We start from the raw sequence: 16,047 nt of genomic DNA on the forward strand, positions 1-16,047 counted from the left end.
GGTCCGGCTACCGCCGGGGACACCCTTTCCGCACAAGGATGCATTCATGACCTCTCCCCGTACCAGGCGCTTGTCGGGCGTCGTGGCCGTCGCTGCGCTCGCCGCGTCGGGCGCCGCCTTCGTCAGCGGCAGCTCGCAGGCCGCCTCGAACGGCCCGACCATCGACATCCAGCTCCTGTCCTTCAACGACTTCCACGGCAACCTCGAGCCCCCGGCGGGCTCCAGTGGCCGGATCATCACGTCGGACACCTACACCGAGACGTCCTCGACGAACCCGAGCACGGGTGTGACCTCCTACGCCGTGACGCCGACCACGGTCAACGCCGGTGGGGTGGAGTACCTGGCGGGCCACCTCAAGGCCCTGCGTGCGGGACACCCGTACACCGCCACCGTCGCGGCCGGTGACATCGTCGGTGCGTCCCCGCTGCTGTCGGCCGCCTTCCACGACGAGCCCAGCATCGAGGCCATGAACAGCCTCGGGCTCGACGTCACGGCCGTGGGCAACCACGAGTTCGACGAGGGCTACAAGGAGCTCCAGCGCCTCGCGAACGGCGGCTGCATCGACGACGGCGCGGGTGCGGCCAACCAGGACTCCTGCCCCGGCGGCAAGACCTTCACCGGCGCGAACTTCCCGATCCTCGCGGCCAACGTCAAGTACAAGGCCAACGGCCAGACCATCCTCCCGGCCACCTGGGTGAAGAACTTCAAGGGTGCCAAGGTCGGCTTCATCGGCATGACCCTCAAGGACACCCCCAACATCGTGACCGCCTCCGGCATCGAGGGCCTGGAGTTCACCGACGAGGTGGAGACCGCCAACGCGCTCGTGCCGCAGCTCGAGGCGAAGGGTGTCAAGGCCATCGTCGTCCTCATCCACCAGGGCGGCGTGCCGGCCCGCACGGCCACCTACCCCGGCGGCCCGCACACCAACCCGGCGACCGGCCTCGAGAACAAGTACGACTCGGCCTGCCCGACGGGCACCAGCGACGGCCTGAACGTCCCGGCCAGCCCGATCATCCCGATCGCGCAGAAGCTGTCGCCCCAGATCGACGTGATCATCAGCGGCCACACCCACACGCCGTACGTGTGCAGCATCCCCGACCCGGCCGGCCAGCCCCGACTGGTCACCTCCGCGTCGTCGTTCGGCCGGCTCGTCACCGAGACCGACCTGACCTTCGACCGGCGCACCCAGGACATCGTGCGCAGTGCCGTGTCGGGCAGCAACGTCGTCGTCACCCGTGACCCCGAGTTCAAGGACGCCGCCCAGACCAAGCTCATCGCCGACTACAAGACGCTCATCCGTCCGGTCGCGAGCAAGGTCCTCGGCAGCATCAGTGGCGACATCACGACCGCCTCGAACGCCGGTGGGGAGTCCAAGCTCGGCGACCTCATCGCGGACGCCCAGCTCGCCGACCCGTCGACCACGACCGGCGGCCAGCCCCCGGTCATCGCCTTCATGAACCCGGGCGGCATCCGGACCAACCTCACCTACAGCAACTCCCCGTGGGGTGAGGCGCCCGGCGACGTGACCTACGACGAGGCCTTCCAGGTCCAGCCGTTCAACAACTACCTCGTCTCCGTCTCGCTCACCGGCGCCCAGATCAAGGAGATCCTGCTCGAGCAGTGGGGTGGCGGTGCGAAGACCTCGCCCAACTCCACGGCCCGCCCGGTCATCCTCCAGGTCTCCAACGGGTTCGCCTACAGCTACAGCGACGCCTCCGGCAGCCGGGTCCTTGGCCCGGTGACGCTCGGCGGGTCCCCGATCAGCGACACCGCGACCTACCGGGTGGTGACGAACAACTTCGTCGCCGACGGTGGCGACGGCCTGCCCGGGTTCCGCGATGGCACCGGCCGGTTCTTCGGCGGGCTCGACATCGACGCGTTCGCCAACTACCTGCAGGCGCACTCGCCCTACAGCCCGACGACGGACACGCGCATCACGAAGAACTGACCGACCCGCTGTACGACGAAGGCGCCCCTCCCGGACGGGAGGGGCGCCTTCTCGCGTGTCGCGCGGTCGCGCGGCCGGACGCGGCCGCAGCCGCCACACGACGGCAGGAGCTGCCGGTGCTCAGGCGTCGGCGGCGACGTCCTCGGCAGGCACGAAGCGGTAGCCGACGTTGCGCACCGTGCCGATGAGCACCTCGTGCTCGGAACCGAGCTTGGCGCGCAGCCGGCGGACGTGGACGTCGACGGTGCGCGTGCCGCCGTAGTAGTCGTAGCCCCAGACCTCCTGCAGGAGCTGGGCACGGCTGAAGACGCGGCCCGGGTGCTGCGCGAGGTACTTGAGGAGCTCGAACTCCTTGTAGGTGAGGTCGAGCAGCCGTCCGCGCACGCGTGCCGAGTAGGTGGCCTCGTCGATGGTGACGTCACCGGAGGTGATCTGGACCTCCTCCGGCTCCTGGAGGTCCTGCAGGCGGCCGGCCGCGAGCCGGAGCCGCGCCTCCACCTCGGCGGGGCCCGCGGACTCCAGCAGCACCTCGTCGACACCCCACTCCGCGGTGATGCCGGCGAGGCCGCCCTCGGTCAGGACGGCGATGAGCGGCACGGACATCCCGGTGGCGCGCAGCACCCGGCACAGCGAGCGGGAGACCGCGAGGTCGCGGCGGGCGTCCAGCAGCACCGCGTCAGCGGGCGGGGCGTCCACGAGGGCGGTGGGCTCGGCCGGGAGGATCCGCACCTGGTGCGACAGCAGCCCCAGTGCCGGCAGCACCTCGGCGCTGGGCGCCAGGGCGTTGGTCAGCAGCAGCAGACGGGCCATGCCAGAGAAGGATACGGTGCCGGGGGTGCCGCCGAGATGGCGCACACATGCTGAGACCCCCGTCTCAGCATCAGGTCGAGGAGGGGAGAGCAGTGGGTACGCCGTCCGACCGCGCCGTGGGTGCGGTGACCATCCGCTACTGGGCCGGGGCGCGTGCCGCCGCCGGTGTGGAGCAGGACGAGCTGACCGACGTCACGACCGTGGGGGCAGCCCTCGCCGCCGTCGTGGCACTGCACCCGCCGCTCGAGCCCGTGGCCGCCGTCAGCACCCTGCTGCTCGACGGCAGGTCCGTGGACCGGGAGGCACCCCTCACCGGTGGGTCCGTCCTCGAGGTCCTGCCGCCCTTCGCCGGTGGGTGATGCGAGGATGCGGGCTGTGTCCGACGTTCCCGAGCAGCAGGCCCCCGAGGGTGCGGTGCCGCTGACCCGTCGTGAGCGTCGCGCCAGCAGCCGTCGCGGTCCGCAGGTGCTGCCCCGGCGAGCCCTGCTCGCCCGGCCGCTCACCATGGTCACGACCATGGCGTTCGCGGCCCTGGTCGGCCTGACCGCGTACGCCAGCCCGGGCTTCGTCGCCGTGTCCGTCGCGCTCGCAGGACTCGTCCTCGCCTGGGGCTGGCCCCAGCTGCTGAGCCTACCGAGCCCTCGGGGCACGAGCACCGTGCTGGCCGTCGGCACCGTGCTCATGACTGCCGCGGTCCTGCTCACCGACGAGGCGCCCTACCTCCAGTGGATGCCGGCCGCGATGGCCGTGTCGGTGATCGTGGCGTTCCTGCACCAGCTCATGCGCCGGGACGGCCGGCCACGGCTCGCCGAGTCGGTGTCGGCGAGCGTCACCGGGCTGGCGGTGATCTCGGCGGGGATCGCCCTGGCACCCATCCCCGAGGTGCTGCACGGCGACCACGCCCTGGCCGCCGCGATGGCGGGGCTCGGCCTCGGCGTCCTCGCGGACCCGCTCATCAAGGTGCCGAGGCTGCGGCAGTGGGCGCTGTTCATCTCGATGGTGCTCGGCGGCCTCGCCGGCATGCTGGTCTCGGTGGTTGCCGACCACCCGCGCCTGTGGCCGGCTGCCCTGCTGGGCCTGTTCTCGGCAGCGGTGTCGCACGCGGCGCGCCGCGTCATGGCCGTGCTCCCGGCAACCGCGATGGCGCGTGCCCAGCTGGCGGTCGGGGCGTCGTCGTCGCTGCTGGTGGGGGTCGTCGCCTACGTCGTGGTGCGCTACTTCGTCGCCTGAGCGACCTTTCCTGACGCGCCGTCCCCCGTGGACCGGGCGCCGGCACCGTGAAGGGGGCCGGCTCAGTACACCAGCGCCTGGGTGGCCGGCGCCATGACCTCCTCGACGAACGCCGCAGCGCCTCGCACCACTGCACCAGGGACGAGGTCGGCCTCGGTGAGCTCACGGCGGGCAGCGCACTGGCCGCAGACGGTGACCCGGCCTGCCGCCAGCACGGCGGCCATGAGGTCCGCAGCGGCTGCGGCGTGGGGCAGCTCGAACTCCTCGGCCCGGCCGGGCACGGCCATCCACGTGGCGTCGCCGGTGAGCCACAGGCTGACGTCGACGCCGCTGGCCGCCGCGGTCGCCGCGACGGTGAGGGCCTGGTTGAGGCGCTCGGGTGCGTCGGTGCCGCAGGTGGCCTTCACCACCAGGCGCGTGCTCGGGGTTGCCGGAGCTGTGGGGACGGTCATGGGCTACAGGCTACGATCTGGCTCGTGCACACCTTCTACATCGGCCTGCTCGTCGCCTCCGCCGTCGTGATCACCTGGTTCGCCGGGTTCGTCGTCTACCGCCTGGTCAAGACGCCCCGCTGATGGTGTTCCACCTCGACACCGACCTGCCGCGTGAGCTCGCGCCGCTGGCCTGGATGATCGGCCGCTGGGAGGGCGCCGGCGTCGTCGGCTACCCCACCATCGAGTCGGCGAACTTCGGCCAGGAGATCGAGGTCAGCCATGACGGCCGGCCCTTCCTGACCTGGCGCAGCCAGACCTGGCTGCTCAACGAGGCCGGGGAGCAGGTGCGTCCGCTGGCGACCGAGCTCGGCTTCTGGCGCCCCGTGGAGGGCGGCGAGGTCGAGCTGCTGCTGACCCACCCCACGGGCATCGTCGAGCTCTACTTCGGCAAGGCCGAGCCGGCCAAGATCGAGCTGCGCACCGACGGTGTCCTGCGCAGCCCGCACGCCAAGGAGTACAACGCCGCGACGCGCCTCTACGGCCTGGTCAACTCCAACCTGCTGTGGGCCATGGACATGGCCGCCGCCGGCCAGAAGCTGCAGAGCCACGTGTCGGCCGAGCTCAAGCGCGTTGGTTGAGAGCTGGTGACGGCCACCGCGCAGATCCTCACGGTCTGCACCGGCAACATCTGCCGTTCACCCTTCCTCGAGCGTGCCCTGCAGGCTGAGCTGGATGGCTCCTGGGGGACCGGGGCGGCGCTGGTCAGCAGCGCGGGTACGGGTGCGTTGGCCGGCCACGGCATGGACGCGCGCGCCCAGGTTCGCCTCGAGGATGCCGGGTACGCCGCTCACGGCTTCGTCGCTCGTCAGCTCACGGCGTCGATGGTCGCCGAGTCGGACCTGGTGCTGACCGCGACCCGCGCCCACCGCGCCGAGGTCGCCCGGCTGCACCCCCGGGCCCTGCGCTACGTGTTCTCCTTCCGCGAGTTCGCGGAGCTCGTCGCTAGGGTCCCCGCCGAGCGGCTGCACGCCGTGACCGGGTCCGCCCGGGAACAGGTCGTGCGTGCCGTGGGACTGGCGGTCGCCCAGCGAGGGGCGCGCGCACCCCTGAGCGACCTCGATGCCGACATCGTCGACCCCTTCCGTCGCGCAGACGAGGTCTTCGACGAGATGAGCCGGCAGATCATGGAATCGCTGCCGAGCGTTGCCCACGCACTGGGCAGGGCCTGATGGGACGTCTCTCGGAGCGGATGGGCACCGTCGGCCTCGCCGTGCTGCTGGTCGTCGACGTCGTCCTGGTCGGGACCGCGCTCACCACCACCCATGAGCCGGTGACGGGCGGGGGAGCGCCGGTCGTGGCCACGCCCGTCGGGGCCGGCGACGGCGCGGCTGCGCCGGGAGCGTCGGCAACCACCTCCTCCTCCCCGGCGGCCGAGGCTGTCCCGCTCGTGGTCGGGCTGACCGTGGTCAACCCGACCACCGCCGTCCGCTTCACGACCGGGACCTGCGCAGACGGGGGAGCAACGATGGCCCTGACGACGGACGGGGGGCGGTCCTGGAAAGCGCAGACGGCGCCGTTCGACGTCCTGACGAGGGTCAGGGTGCGGGCCAACGGGTCGGCCTTCGCCGTCGGAGCCGACTCCGGGGCTCGGTGCGCCGCCCGGATCCGGCAGGCCGACTCCTACTCGGGGAGCTTCGGGACCCCTCGCGCGGTGCAGGACGCGTGGTTCCGCGACCCGCACAGCGCCGGCTCCATAGGTCTTCCGAAGGGTCACCTGGGGCGCCCGTGCGGCGGCGAGGCCGTCGTCGACCTCTCCGTGGTGGACGCCGGTGCGGTGGTGCTGTGCGCCGACGGGCGGGTCCTGTCCAGCGCCAGCGGTGACCACTGGAAGACCCGGGCGACGCTCGACGGCGCCCTGGCGGTCGCCCAGACGAACGGGGGGCGCGTGCTGGTGGCCGCCCCCGGCCTCGGTGGCTGTGCGGGGGTGGCGGTGGTCGACGCCGCGAGCCCCGACACCGTCGTGGGGTGCGCGGCGCTGGACACCGCGAAGGTCGAGCCCGGGACCGTTGCCCTGGCGGTCACCACCGATGGTGGATGGCTGGCGGTGGGCGACGACACCTACCGTTCCGACAAGGCCTACTCCACCTGGAAGAGCTGACGCTCGACCGGTGTGCCGGGTGCGGACGTGCCGGCGTGCCGCTGTGCCGCATACGGGCAGCCGGCTGCACGCCCGGCCGTCGCTGTCGGGTCCCGAGGCCTCGAGGTCGGGTACCTCGCCGACCGTAGAGTGGGACCGTGTACGACGCAGGTGAGCTGTTGCGAGCCCACGGACTCAGGATGACCCCCCAACGCCAACGGGTGCTGGACGCGGTCGCGACCCTCGGGCACGCCACCCCGGACGACGTCGTGGCCCGGGTCTCGGCAGACGGGGGGACGCCGCTGGCCACCTCGACGGTGTACCGGGCCCTGGAGGCGTTGGAGTCCCTGGGTATCGTCGGCCACACCCACCTCGACCACCATGCACCGAGCTACCACCTGGCGGACCACGCCGACCACGTCCACCTCGTCTGCCGGTCGTGCGGCCGCGTGCAGCAGTGCGACCGGCAGGCGGCAGATGCCTTCATCGGGAATGTTCTCAGGGCCACGGGCTTTGTCGCTGACGTGACGCACATGGCGGTGCACGGCGAGTGCGCAGAGTGCGCGAGCGGCCCCGATGGCCACCAGAGCGCGAAGGAGCCCCAGCGTGGACCCACGCACGACCACTGACCCTGCGGACGAGACGACCCGCGAGCGCCTCCCCAGCGAGGCCCCCCCTGCAGCTGGCCCGACGGACGACCGCCGTCGCTCGGCGCTGTTGTCGCGACCGGGAGCGGTCGAGGGGGACGGGGCTGACGCGGGCGTCGCGGCCCACTACGGCAACCCCATGCGGGAGCAGCGCCTCCTGGTGGACGGCCTGGCGGTGGTCGACCTGTCCCACCGTGGCGTGGTCACGGTCTCCGGCCCCGACAGGCTGTCCTGGCTGCACTCGATCACGACCCAGCACCTCACTGGCCTGCCGCCGCTGCAGTCCCGGGAGTCGCTCGTCCTCAGTCCCAAGGGGCACATCGAGCACGACCTCCACCTGGTCGACGACGGCGAGACCACCTGGATCACGACCGAGCCGGGTACCGCGCCGGCCCTCACCGCGTGGCTGGCCTCGATGCGCTTCATGCTGCGCGTCGACGTCAACGACGTCAGTGACGACTGGGCCGTGGTGGGCGAGTCCTCCTCCGCCGAGGCCCTCCCGGGTGAGCACCTGGCGTGGCGCGACCCCTGGCCCGGGCTCGTCGGCGACACCGCCGCCTACGGCCCCGACGAGGGTCACCCGGCCCGGGGCCGCGCGTGGCGCGAGGTGATCGTGCCGATGGCAGACCTCGCGTCGGCAGTCGGCGACCGGGATCTTGCGGGCACGTGGGCGGCGGAGGCGCTGCGCGTGGCTGCCTGGCGCCCGCGGCTGGGCTTCGAGACGGACCACCGCACCATCCCCCACGAGACCGACTGGCTGCGTACCGCCGTCCACCTGCACAAGGGCTGCTACCGGGGACAGGAGACGGTGGCGCGGGTCCACAACCTGGGGCGGCCACCGCGGCGCCTGACCTTCCTGCACCTCGACGGCTCCGGGCACGGCCTCCCCGAACGGGGCGGGGCCATCCTGCTCGAAGATCGTCAGGTCGGGTGGGTCACCTCGGTGGCGAGACACTTCGAGGACGGCCCGATCGGGCTCGCCCTCCTGAAGCGCAACACCCCCGTCGACGCGACGTTGGAGGTCGACGGGGTGACGGCCAGCCAGACCGAGGTCGTGGCCCCCTGAGCGGAGGTGGCGAGGGTCAGAGCGGAGGTGCCGAGGGTCAGACGCTGGCGCTCTGGCGGTCCTTGGCGCGCTGCTTGCGGCTGCGGTCAGCCGTGAGCGGCGCGTAGCCGTTGCCGTAGTAGTAGGTGCCGGCGTCGGCCCCGCGGGTGGGGATGCGGTTGACCACGATGCCGAGCAGGTTGCCGCCGACGGTCTCCAGCGACTCGAGTGCCCGGTTGAGCTGTTCCTTCTTCACGACTCCGCAGCCAGCCACCATGACCACGCCGCCGGTGATGGTGCTCAACACCGTCGAGTCGGTCGCAGGCAGGACGGGGGGAGCGTCGATGATGACGTAGTCGAACATCTGCTCGAGCTGGCGGATGGTGCGCGACATGGTGTCCGAACCCAGGAGCTCGCTCGGGTTGGGCGGGATCTGACCTGCGCCCAGCACCTGGATGCCGGTGTCCCCGTAGGGCTGCAGGACGTCGGCGAGGTCTGCCTGACCGATCAGCACGTTGGTCAGCCCGACCGCACCCTCCATGCCCATGTAGCGCAGGAGGCGGGGACGGCGGAGGTCACCCTCGATCACGCACACGCGCGCACCTGCCGCGGCCATGCTGATGGCGAGGTTGGCGGTCGTGGTGGTCTTGCCCTCTCCAGGGAGGGAGGACGTGAAGACGATCGACCGCGGGTGCTTGGCGGCGTCGACGAACTGCAGGTTGGTACGCAGCGCCCGGAACGCCTCCGCGCGCGTGCTGTGGGGGTCCGACTGGACGATGAGCGGGTGCTTGGGCGCATCAGGGTCGAAGAGGATCCCGCCGATGACGGTCTCGTCCGTGGCGTCCTTGACGTCGCGCTCGCTCCGCACGGAGGTGTCGAAGGTGTCCCGCAGGAGCGCGGTGCCGAGTCCGAGCACGATGCCGAGGACGACCCCCAGGCCGATGTTGCGCACCGGGTTGGGGCTGATGGGCGCGGTGGGCACCGAGGGCGGGCGCACGACCGACACCTTGACCGGGCTGGGGGAGGTGTCGGACACCCGCTCCAGGTCGAGGATGCTCGCCGAGAACTGCTTGCCCACGGCGTCGGCGATGTTCGCCGCCGACTGGGGGTTGCGGTCGGTGACCAGCACGTCGATCAGGACCGTCTCGATCGGGACGGTCGCGGTGATCTTCTGCCCGAGGCTGTCGGCCGACATGTCGAGGCCCAGCTCCTTGATCACCGGGTCGAGCACGGCGGGCGTCGTGATCAGGTCGGCGTAGGACTTCACCCGCTGCTGGCTGAAGGTGTTGCCCTGGAGCAGCTGGGTGGAGTCGGCGCCCGCCGAGGTGGAGACGAACAGCTGGGTGCGCGCCTGGTACACCTTCGGACTGGTCAACGTGAAGAGGGCGGCGAGCGCGACGACGAGGAGCGTCACGGCGGTGATGAGGCGCCAGCGCTTGCTGACCACTCGGTAGTAGTCGCGGAGGTCCACGGTCCTGCTTTCGTTGTGTTGCCGGTCGCCGGTTGTCGCCGCTTGTTCGAGTTTGCGGTCGGGCGCCCGCCAGTCTCCCACACCCACTTGCAGGGACGGTGCGCTAGAGGCGGCCGCAATGGCACGGCACTGCTGCCAAGATGTCCGCCATGGCCACGACCCCCGGCACCCTGATCACCGTCGCACCCACCGGCGCCGAGCTGTCCAAGGGTGACTTCCCGCAGCTGCCGACCACGCTCGAGGAGCTCGTCGAGACCGCCGTCTCGTGCGAGGCCGCCGGCGCGTCGATGATCCACCTGCACATCCGCGACGCCGAGCACCGCCCGACGCTCGACCACGGCCACCTCAAGGCCGCGGTCGACGCCCTTCGGGAGCAGACGACCCTGGTGGTGCAGCTGTCGACCGGTGGCAGCGTCCATGACCCGCTCGAGCAGCGGCTGACGGTCCTCGACGCCGAGCCCGACTCCTGCTCGCTCACCTGCGGCACCACCAACTTCGGGGACGACGTCTTCCTCAACCCCTACGGCTTCATGTCCGACCTCTACGTGCAGGCGCAGGAGCGCGAGGTCGTGCCGGAGTTCGAGCTGTTCGACCTCGGCCACGTCGCCGCCCTCGCCCGCCTCATCGACACCCACGGGCTGCCCTTCGGCGGCAAGGTGCACGTCGACTTCGTGACCGGTGTCCCGGGCGGCATGCCGGGGACGCCGGCCGCCCTCGTCGCCGGCGTCTCGATGCTGCCCGCCGAGGTCACCTCCTGGTCGGCGACTGGTATCGGGCGCACCCACCTGCCCATCGCTGCCGCGGCCCTCGCGGCAGGCGGCCACCTGCGCGTCGGGATGGAGGACAACGTGGTGTTCTCGCGCGGAGTCCAGGTCCAGCACAACCGTGAGCTCGTCGAGCGCGCGGCGCACCTCGCCGAGGTGATGCAGCGTCCTGCGATGTCGACGGATGACGCCCGCGCCCTGCTGGGCGTCAAGGACCGCCGCACCGCCTGACACCGGACGGGATGTGGTCACCGTCACGCTGCCTGCAGTTTGCATTTTGCTAACTAGAGCAAGCACACTGGAGGCATGAGCCGGATTCCGCTGGGACCCCTGGGAGGTGAGAGCCTCGGTGACTACCTGCGCGAGCAGCGCCAGACCGCCAGGCTCTCGCTGCGCCAGCTGTCCGAGCTGGCCGGGGTCTCCAACCCCTACCTGTCGCAGATCGAGCGGGGCCTGAAGAAGCCCAGCGCCGAGATCCTCCAGCAGCTCGCCAAGGGCCTCGAGGTCTCCGCCGAGTCGCTCTACGTGCGGGCCGGCATCCTCGACGAGCGCCAGGGCCACCAGGCCGAGGCGCCGGACACCCGGGCCGTCATCGGCGCCGACCCGCGACTCAACGCCCGTCAGAAGTCCGCCCTGCTGGACATCTACGACTCGTTCGTCGGTGGCGACGCCGCCCCGAGGAGCACCCGCACCCGCAAGGCCGCCTCCGGCACCACGCGCAAGGCCGCCTCCGGCACCACGCGCAAGCCCACGACCCGGGCAGCCAAGACCTCCACCACCCGCACCGAAGGAGAATGACATGGCACTCGTTGCCGACATCCGCAAGAACGTCATCGACACGACCCCGGTGTTCGCCGCCGTGGGCCTGACCGACCTGGCCGTCGAGAAGGTCCGCGAGGCCCGCACCCGCGCCGCGGCCCGCACCGAGGCGCTGCGCGCCGAGCTCGCCGCAGACCTCGACCCGGCCGCCCTCCAGACCCGCGCGCAGACCCGCGTCCTCGGTGTCGCCGAGCAGGCGCAGGAGCTGCCGGCCCTGGCGCTCAACCGCAGCCTCGTGCTGGCCGGCAAGGCGCAGGAGTCCTACGAGTCCGTCGCCGCCCGCGGCGAGCAGCTCGTCAAGCGCGTCCGCACCCAGAAGGCCACCCAGGACCTGATCGCCCAGGCCGGCACCACCGTCGCCCTCGGCAAGGGTGCGGTCACCACCGTGCGCAAGTCGGCCACCGACATCCAGCGCTCCGCCAAGGCCACGCTGACCACCGGTCGCAAGGAGGCCGCCACGGTCGCCGACGTCGTCGCGGGCTCGGTCGCCGTGGAGACCGCCGAGGTGGCCACGGCCGCCAAGGAGTCCGCCAAGCGCACCCGTACGGCTGCCAAGCGCACCTCGACCACCACCAAGAAGTCCGCCACCGCCACCAAGTCCGCCACCAAGCGCGCGACCACCGGTGCGAAGAAGACCGCGTCGACTGCGAAGAAGGCCAGCACCACCGCCGCCGCCAAGGTCGGCGACTGACCAGCGAGTGACCGGCGACTGAGCCGGGCCCTGCCCTGCAGCGCCGCGAACGGCCCCCACCCCACACGGGGTGGGGGCCGTCCGTCGTCCGCTGACCGTGGCTAGGCTCGGTGGGGTGAGCACGCTGCATACCGCCACCCCGCCCGCCCTCGACGACGCCCCCGTCCTCGCGCACTACGTGCGTGGCGGGTTCGTGGAGTCCGCCCACCGTGCCTCCGTGGTCGCGACCGGGCCGGACGGCGCGCACCTGCTCGCGCTGGGCGCCGTCGACGACCCGGTGTTCCCGCGGTCGTCCAACAAGCCGGTGCAGACGCTGGCCATGGTGCGTGCGGGGCTCCGTATGCCGGCCCACCATCTCGCCATCGCGTCGGCGAGCCACTCTGGTGAGGACTTCCACCTCACGGCGGTGCGCGAGATGCTCGCCTCCGTCGGGCTCACCGAGGGCGCCCTGCAGAACACCCCCGACTACCCCGTGAACGACGACGCGCGCGAGGCGGTCCTGCGCAGCGGGGGCGGCAAGCTGCCCATCACCCAGAACTGCTCCGGCAAGCACGCCGCGATGCTCGCCACCTGCGTGGTCAACGGCTGGGACACCACGACGTACCGCGACCCCTCGCACCCGCTGCAGCAGGCCATCGCGCAGACGCTGGCCGAGCTCACCGGCGACGAGATCACCTCCACCGCGGTCGACGGCTGTGGGGCCCCGGTGATGGCCGTGACGCTCGCCGGCCTGGCCCGCGCGTTCGGCGCCATGGCCTCGGCCCCGGCCGGCACCCACGAGGCCGAGGTGGCCGACGCGATCCGCGCCAACCCCGCCTACCTCGGCGGCACCGGCCGCGACGTCACCGCCCTCATCGAGCACACTCCCGGCCTCATCGCCAAGGACGGTGCCGAGTCCGTGTACGCCGTGGGGCTGGCCGACGGCCGCGGCGTCGCCCTCAAGGTCGCCGACGGCTACCCCCGCGCCAAGCCGGTCATCCTCGCTGCCGCCCTGCGACGCCTCGGCGTCGACTCCCCGGCCCTCGCCCAGCTGGAGCACTCGCCGGTGCTCGGGCACGGCGAGCCGGTCGGCGCCATCGTCGCCGTCAACATCTGAGCCGGGGCCGACCCCAGCCGTGCGTGCCGTCCTGCAGCGCGTGAGCAGTGCCTCGGTGACCGTCGGCGGGGTCGTCGTCGGCGCCATCGACGGTCCCGGGCTGGTGGCCCTGGTCGGCGTGACCCACGACGACGGGCCCGACCAGGTCGCCACGATGGCCCGCAAGATCAGCGAGCTGAGGATCCTGCGCGACGAGCGCTCGGTCGCCGACGTGGGCGCCCCGGTGCTCGTCGTCAGCCAGTTCACGCTCTACGCCGACACCCGCAAGGGGCGACGCCCGTCGTGGAACAACGCCGCCCCCGGGCCGGTCGCCGAACCCCTGGTCGACGCGGTCGTGCAGGCGCTGCGGGCCCGTGGGGTCGAGGTCGCCACAGGGCGGTTCGGCGCGATGATGGACGTCTCCCTGGTCAACGACGGGCCGGTGACCCTGGTCGTCGACGTCTGACGTCTAGGCTGTCGTCCATGTTCGGGACACTCGGAAGCCTGCAGGCCGTGGTGACGCTGCTGCTCAGCCTCGTGGCGTTCGCCGCCGAGGTCTTCGCCCTGGTCGACGCGCTGCGCTACCGGCCGGAGGTCTACGTCGCGGCGGGCAAGCGCACCAAGCAGTTCTGGACGATCATCCTGGCCGTCGCCGTCCTCCTGGGCTTCGTCTCGCTGGGGTCCTCCGGGCGGATCTTCTCGATCGGCCTCATCGCGTTCGTCGGCGCCGCGATCTACCTGGCCGACGTGAGGCCGGCCCTGAGGCAGATGGTGGGACGAGGGGGCGGGAGCCAGCACATGGGCCCCTACGGACCGTGGTGACCGCCGTGGCAGGTCAGGGGGAGGCCATGCGCGACCCGCGCGAGGAGATCTTCGTCCAGGAGCGCCCGTGGGGGCAGTTCGAGCAGTTCGTCTCCAACGAGCGCGTGACGGTCAAGATCATCACGGTCCAGCCGGGCCACCGGCTGTCGCTGCAGACGCACGAGCACCGCGGTGAGTTCTGGCAGGTGCTCGACGGGCCCATCGAGGTCACCGTGGGTGAGCGCACGTGGAGCGCCCAGCCGGGGGAGAAGGTCTGGGTCCCGCAGGGCGCCGTCCACCGGATGGCCAACCGGGGCGACGCCCCGGGGCGGCTGCTCGAGGTGGCGTTCGGCGACTTCGACGAGGCCGACATCGTGCGCCTCGAGGACGACTACGCCCGCTGACGCGACGCCCCACTGAAGCGACGCGCCTGCTGACCCGACGCTCACCGGTGGACGCGCCACCGGCTGACCTACGCCGCCGGCGCCACCGCGTCCCAGGCGACGGTGACCTCGCCGAGCCTCCATCGGCTCGGGCCGTCGAGCACCGGCCAGCCCTCGTCGCGCAGGGCCTGCACCGTCGCGAGGAAGCGCTGTCGCCGGCCGAAGCTCCCGTGGTGGGCGGCGTGCGACCACGAGCGGTCCAGCGCCGAGAGCCACCCGTGCACGGCCTCGCCCGCGACGTTGCGGTGGATGAGCGCCTTGGGCAGGCGCTCGGCGACGTCCGACGGTGTGTGCAGCCCGCGCAGCCGCCACGACAGGGTCAGCGACAGCGGACCGTGGCGGTCGACCGCGACCCAGGTGCTGCGCCGTCCGAGCTCGTCGCAGGTGCCGTCGACGAGCAGGCCGTCGGGCGTCAGCCGGTCCTGCACGGTGGCCCACGCCGCGCCGACCTGTGACTCGTCGTACTGCCGGAGCACGTTGAACGCGCGGACCACCGTCGCCTGTCGTCCCCGGGGAAGCGGCACCTCGAACCCGCCGAGGGCGAAAGAGAGCCCGTCGCGCGCCAGGGCCTGGCCCAGGGCCACGCGGTCCGGCTCGATCTCGATGCCGACCACCTCGACGTCGGGGCGCACCCGGCGTAGGCGGTCGTGCAGCTCGACAGCGGTGACCGGCGAGGCGCCGTACCCGAGGTCGACGACGACGGGCGGCGGACCGGGGCGGCGCAGGCGCCAGGCCTGGGGGCCGGCGAGCCAGCGGTCCACGCGCCGCAGGCGGTTGGGGTTGGTGGTGCCCCGGGTGACCGTCCCGACCGGTCGCTGTCGCACCACGCGGGGCAGCCTACGGGCAGGCGCCACCAGGCCACGCCCCTAGGGTGATCCCGTGCCCGGGCGCCAGATCGACATCAGCCGCAGCATGGTCGCGCTGGTGGCCTCGCTCACGGCACTGGCGCTGCTCGGCCTCTCGACCCACCTCCCCGGGTGGCTGGGGCGCGACGAGGGGTTCGACGACATCTCCCCGGGGCTGCTCACCGTGGCTGCGGACGCCAAGGGCGTCGCCACCCTGGGTGGCGGGGTCTCGGTCTCGCTGTACCCCGACGGGTTGCGGATCCTGCGCGGCGAGGACCTGCTCACCCAGACGGTGATCGGCGGGTCGATGCTCTCGGCCCTCGAGGGGCGGGCGACGGGACGCGGGGTCGACACCGAGGAGAAGGTGACCCGGGTGCTCAGCAACGTCACCATCGACGAGCTCACCTTCCTGCCGGGTCGGGCCACCTACTTCGGGCACGTCTCCGACGGCGAGGTGACGATGCCCCTCGTGATGCGGGTGGAGCTCGCCGGCTCGGTGATCCGGCTCGGCGTCGACGTCAACGGTGCCGACGGCGTGGTCTGGCACCTCGACCACCGTCCCCTGACGACGGGGATCCGCCCGGCCCTGCCGTCGGTCAACCTGCGCAGGAAGGCGGCGTGGCTGGCGCCGAGCTCGGCGGAAGGGCAAGCGGCGTTCTCCACCAACCTCGGGACGAACGTCGGCGTCGGGCCGGGGCGCGTGGCGCGAGGGGTGGACGTGCGTGAGGAGGGTCGCATCGACGTCCACGTCTGGTCGAACGCCGCGTTCCTCACCGTCTCGTCGTTCGCCCGGCCGCAGCCCGCACCGTCGCCGTCGACCTAGATGTACTGACCTGGCAGGTTGGTTGAGGGAGTGCGACTCCTCGATCTGAGGGGATGACGTGGGA

General features: G+C 72.1%; 20 protein-coding genes. 16 read left to right on the forward strand and 4 right to left on the reverse strand.

The window, feature by feature from the left end; all coding sequences use genetic code 11:
• Window positions 1-46 precede the first annotated feature (46 nt).
• A complete protein-coding gene (locus tag ASG70_RS13860; RefSeq protein ID WP_056884427.1) occupies window positions 47-1,948 on the forward strand; it encodes a bifunctional UDP-sugar hydrolase/5'-nucleotidase in 1,902 nt (633 codons plus the stop codon).
• A gap of 120 nt (window positions 1,949-2,068) precedes the next feature.
• Here ASG70_RS13860 and ASG70_RS13865 read toward each other — a convergent pair whose 3' ends face one another.
• Entirely contained in the window at window positions 2,069-2,758 is a 690-nt protein-coding gene (locus ASG70_RS13865) for a response regulator transcription factor (RefSeq protein ID WP_056884428.1), read from the reverse strand.
• Window positions 2,759-2,850: 92 nt separating this feature from the next.
• Between ASG70_RS13865 and ASG70_RS13870 the strand changes: the two genes are divergently transcribed.
• The gene (locus ASG70_RS13870; RefSeq protein ID WP_235531504.1) at window positions 2,851-3,117 is read left to right on the forward strand and encodes a MoaD/ThiS family protein; all 267 of its coding nucleotides are present in this window, start codon (window positions 2,851-2,853) and stop codon (window positions 3,115-3,117) included.
• A 16-nt stretch (window positions 3,118-3,133) separates the two neighbouring features.
• On the forward strand, window positions 3,134-3,988 hold the full coding sequence (locus tag ASG70_RS13875; RefSeq protein ID WP_056884429.1) for a hypothetical protein: 855 nt from the start codon (window positions 3,134-3,136) through the stop codon (window positions 3,986-3,988).
• A gap of 62 nt (window positions 3,989-4,050) precedes the next feature.
• Here the strand turns inward: ASG70_RS13875 and ASG70_RS13880 are convergent, their stop codons facing one another.
• Window positions 4,051-4,440, reverse strand: a complete 390-nt coding sequence (locus ASG70_RS13880; RefSeq protein WP_056884430.1) for a DsrE family protein — start codon at window positions 4,438-4,440, stop codon at window positions 4,051-4,053.
• Window positions 4,441-4,562: 122 nt separating this feature from the next.
• On the opposite strand from ASG70_RS13880, the gene ASG70_RS13885 reads away from it, so the two are divergent.
• The 5 genes from ASG70_RS13885 to ASG70_RS13905 all read left to right on the forward strand — a co-directional run bounded on the left by ASG70_RS13885 (window position 4,563) and on the right by ASG70_RS13905 (window position 8,272).
• The gene (locus tag ASG70_RS13885) at window positions 4,563-5,060 is read left to right on the forward strand and encodes an FABP family protein (protein WP_056884431.1); all 498 of its coding nucleotides are present in this window, start codon (window positions 4,563-4,565) and stop codon (window positions 5,058-5,060) included.
• Between the two features lie 6 nt (window positions 5,061-5,066).
• The gene (locus ASG70_RS13890; protein ID WP_056884432.1) at window positions 5,067-5,651 is read left to right on the forward strand and encodes a hypothetical protein; all 585 of its coding nucleotides are present in this window, start codon (window positions 5,067-5,069) and stop codon (window positions 5,649-5,651) included.
• Window positions 5,651-6,580, forward strand: a complete 930-nt coding sequence (locus tag ASG70_RS13895; protein ID WP_156400005.1) for a hypothetical protein — start codon at window positions 5,651-5,653, stop codon at window positions 6,578-6,580. Before ASG70_RS13890 ends, ASG70_RS13895 begins: the two co-directional genes overlap by 1 nt.
• Window positions 6,581-6,717: 137 nt before the next feature.
• Complete coding sequence (locus ASG70_RS13900; RefSeq protein WP_235531505.1) at window positions 6,718-7,188, forward strand: Fur family transcriptional regulator; 471 nt, start codon at window positions 6,718-6,720, stop codon at window positions 7,186-7,188.
• Window positions 7,166-8,272 carry a folate-binding protein YgfZ gene (locus tag ASG70_RS13905; protein WP_369818915.1) on the forward strand — a complete coding sequence of 369 codons (1,107 nt, stop codon included), beginning with the start codon at window positions 7,166-7,168 and terminating at the stop codon, window positions 8,270-8,272. The genes ASG70_RS13900 and ASG70_RS13905 overlap by 23 nt, the downstream gene beginning before the upstream one ends.
• A gap of 37 nt (window positions 8,273-8,309) precedes the next feature.
• Here the strand turns inward: ASG70_RS13905 and ASG70_RS13910 are convergent, their stop codons facing one another.
• Window positions 8,310-9,722, reverse strand: a complete 1,413-nt coding sequence (locus tag ASG70_RS13910) for a polysaccharide biosynthesis tyrosine autokinase (RefSeq protein WP_056884435.1) — start codon at window positions 9,720-9,722, stop codon at window positions 8,310-8,312.
• Window positions 9,723-9,871: 149 nt separating this feature from the next.
• Here ASG70_RS13910 and ASG70_RS13915 point away from each other — a divergent pair, with 149 nt between their 5' ends.
• The 7 genes from ASG70_RS13915 to ASG70_RS13945 all read left to right on the forward strand — a co-directional run bounded on the left by ASG70_RS13915 (window position 9,872) and on the right by ASG70_RS13945 (window position 14,276).
• Entirely contained in the window at window positions 9,872-10,717 is an 846-nt protein-coding gene (locus tag ASG70_RS13915; protein ID WP_056884436.1) for a 3-keto-5-aminohexanoate cleavage protein, read from the forward strand.
• 75 nt (window positions 10,718-10,792) lie between these two features.
• A complete protein-coding gene (locus ASG70_RS13920; RefSeq protein WP_056884437.1) occupies window positions 10,793-11,284 on the forward strand; it encodes a helix-turn-helix domain-containing protein in 492 nt (163 codons plus the stop codon).
• Between the two features lies 1 nt (window position 11,285).
• On the forward strand, window positions 11,286-11,996 hold the full coding sequence (locus tag ASG70_RS13925; protein ID WP_056884438.1) for a hypothetical protein: 711 nt from the start codon (window positions 11,286-11,288) through the stop codon (window positions 11,994-11,996).
• 115 nt (window positions 11,997-12,111) lie between these two features.
• Window positions 12,112-13,092: an asparaginase gene (locus tag ASG70_RS13930; protein WP_056884439.1), complete on the forward strand. Its 981-nt coding sequence runs from the start codon at window positions 12,112-12,114 to the stop codon at window positions 13,090-13,092.
• A gap of 19 nt (window positions 13,093-13,111) precedes the next feature.
• Complete coding sequence (gene dtd, locus ASG70_RS13935) at window positions 13,112-13,537, forward strand: D-aminoacyl-tRNA deacylase (RefSeq protein ID WP_056884440.1); 426 nt, start codon at window positions 13,112-13,114, stop codon at window positions 13,535-13,537.
• Between the two features lie 17 nt (window positions 13,538-13,554).
• Window positions 13,555-13,893, forward strand: a complete 339-nt coding sequence (locus ASG70_RS13940) for a DUF2516 family protein (protein ID WP_056884441.1) — start codon at window positions 13,555-13,557, stop codon at window positions 13,891-13,893.
• A 26-nt stretch (window positions 13,894-13,919) separates the two neighbouring features.
• On the forward strand, window positions 13,920-14,276 hold the full coding sequence (locus ASG70_RS13945) for a phosphomannose isomerase type II C-terminal cupin domain (RefSeq protein WP_056884479.1): 357 nt from the start codon (window positions 13,920-13,922) through the stop codon (window positions 14,274-14,276).
• Between the two features lie 68 nt (window positions 14,277-14,344).
• On the opposite strand, the gene ASG70_RS13950 is transcribed toward ASG70_RS13945, so the two are convergent.
• Window positions 14,345-15,139: a class I SAM-dependent methyltransferase gene (locus ASG70_RS13950; RefSeq protein ID WP_200949298.1), complete on the reverse strand. Its 795-nt coding sequence runs from the start codon at window positions 15,137-15,139 to the stop codon at window positions 14,345-14,347.
• 55 nt (window positions 15,140-15,194) lie between these two features.
• Here ASG70_RS13950 and ASG70_RS13955 point away from each other — a divergent pair, with 55 nt between their 5' ends.
• Complete coding sequence (locus ASG70_RS13955; protein ID WP_056884443.1) at window positions 15,195-15,983, forward strand: hypothetical protein; 789 nt, start codon at window positions 15,195-15,197, stop codon at window positions 15,981-15,983.
• Window positions 15,984-16,047 lie beyond the last annotated feature (64 nt).

It is taken from the genome of Phycicoccus sp. Soil748 (assembly GCF_001428025.1).
Classification (GTDB): domain Bacteria; phylum Actinomycetota; class Actinomycetes; order Actinomycetales; family Dermatophilaceae; genus Pedococcus.

Excerpts from the sequence above, each read along its gene's own strand:
- ASG70_RS13860 (WP_056884427.1), top strand. The coding sequence starts at position 47 with ATGACCTCTCCCCGTACCAGGCGCTTGTCGGGCGTCGTGGCCGTCGCT.
- ASG70_RS13865 (WP_056884428.1), bottom strand. The coding sequence starts at position 2,758 with ATGGCCCGTCTGCTGCTGCTGACCAACGCCCTGGCGCCCAGCGCCGAG.
- ASG70_RS13880 (WP_056884430.1), bottom strand. The coding sequence starts at position 4,440 with ATGACCGTCCCCACAGCTCCGGCAACCCCGAGCACGCGCCTGGTGGTG.
- ASG70_RS13885 (WP_056884431.1), top strand. The coding sequence starts at position 4,563 with ATGGTGTTCCACCTCGACACCGACCTGCCGCGTGAGCTCGCGCCGCTG.
- ASG70_RS13895 (WP_156400005.1), top strand. The coding sequence starts at position 5,651 with ATGGGACGTCTCTCGGAGCGGATGGGCACCGTCGGCCTCGCCGTGCTG.
- ASG70_RS13915 (WP_056884436.1), top strand. The coding sequence starts at position 9,872 with ATGGCCACGACCCCCGGCACCCTGATCACCGTCGCACCCACCGGCGCC.
- ASG70_RS13920 (WP_056884437.1), top strand. The coding sequence starts at position 10,793 with ATGAGCCGGATTCCGCTGGGACCCCTGGGAGGTGAGAGCCTCGGTGAC.
- ASG70_RS13925 (WP_056884438.1), top strand. The coding sequence starts at position 11,286 with ATGGCACTCGTTGCCGACATCCGCAAGAACGTCATCGACACGACCCCG.
- ASG70_RS13940 (WP_056884441.1), top strand. The coding sequence starts at position 13,555 with ATGTTCGGGACACTCGGAAGCCTGCAGGCCGTGGTGACGCTGCTGCTC.
- ASG70_RS13945 (WP_056884479.1), top strand. The coding sequence starts at position 13,920 with ATGCGCGACCCGCGCGAGGAGATCTTCGTCCAGGAGCGCCCGTGGGGG.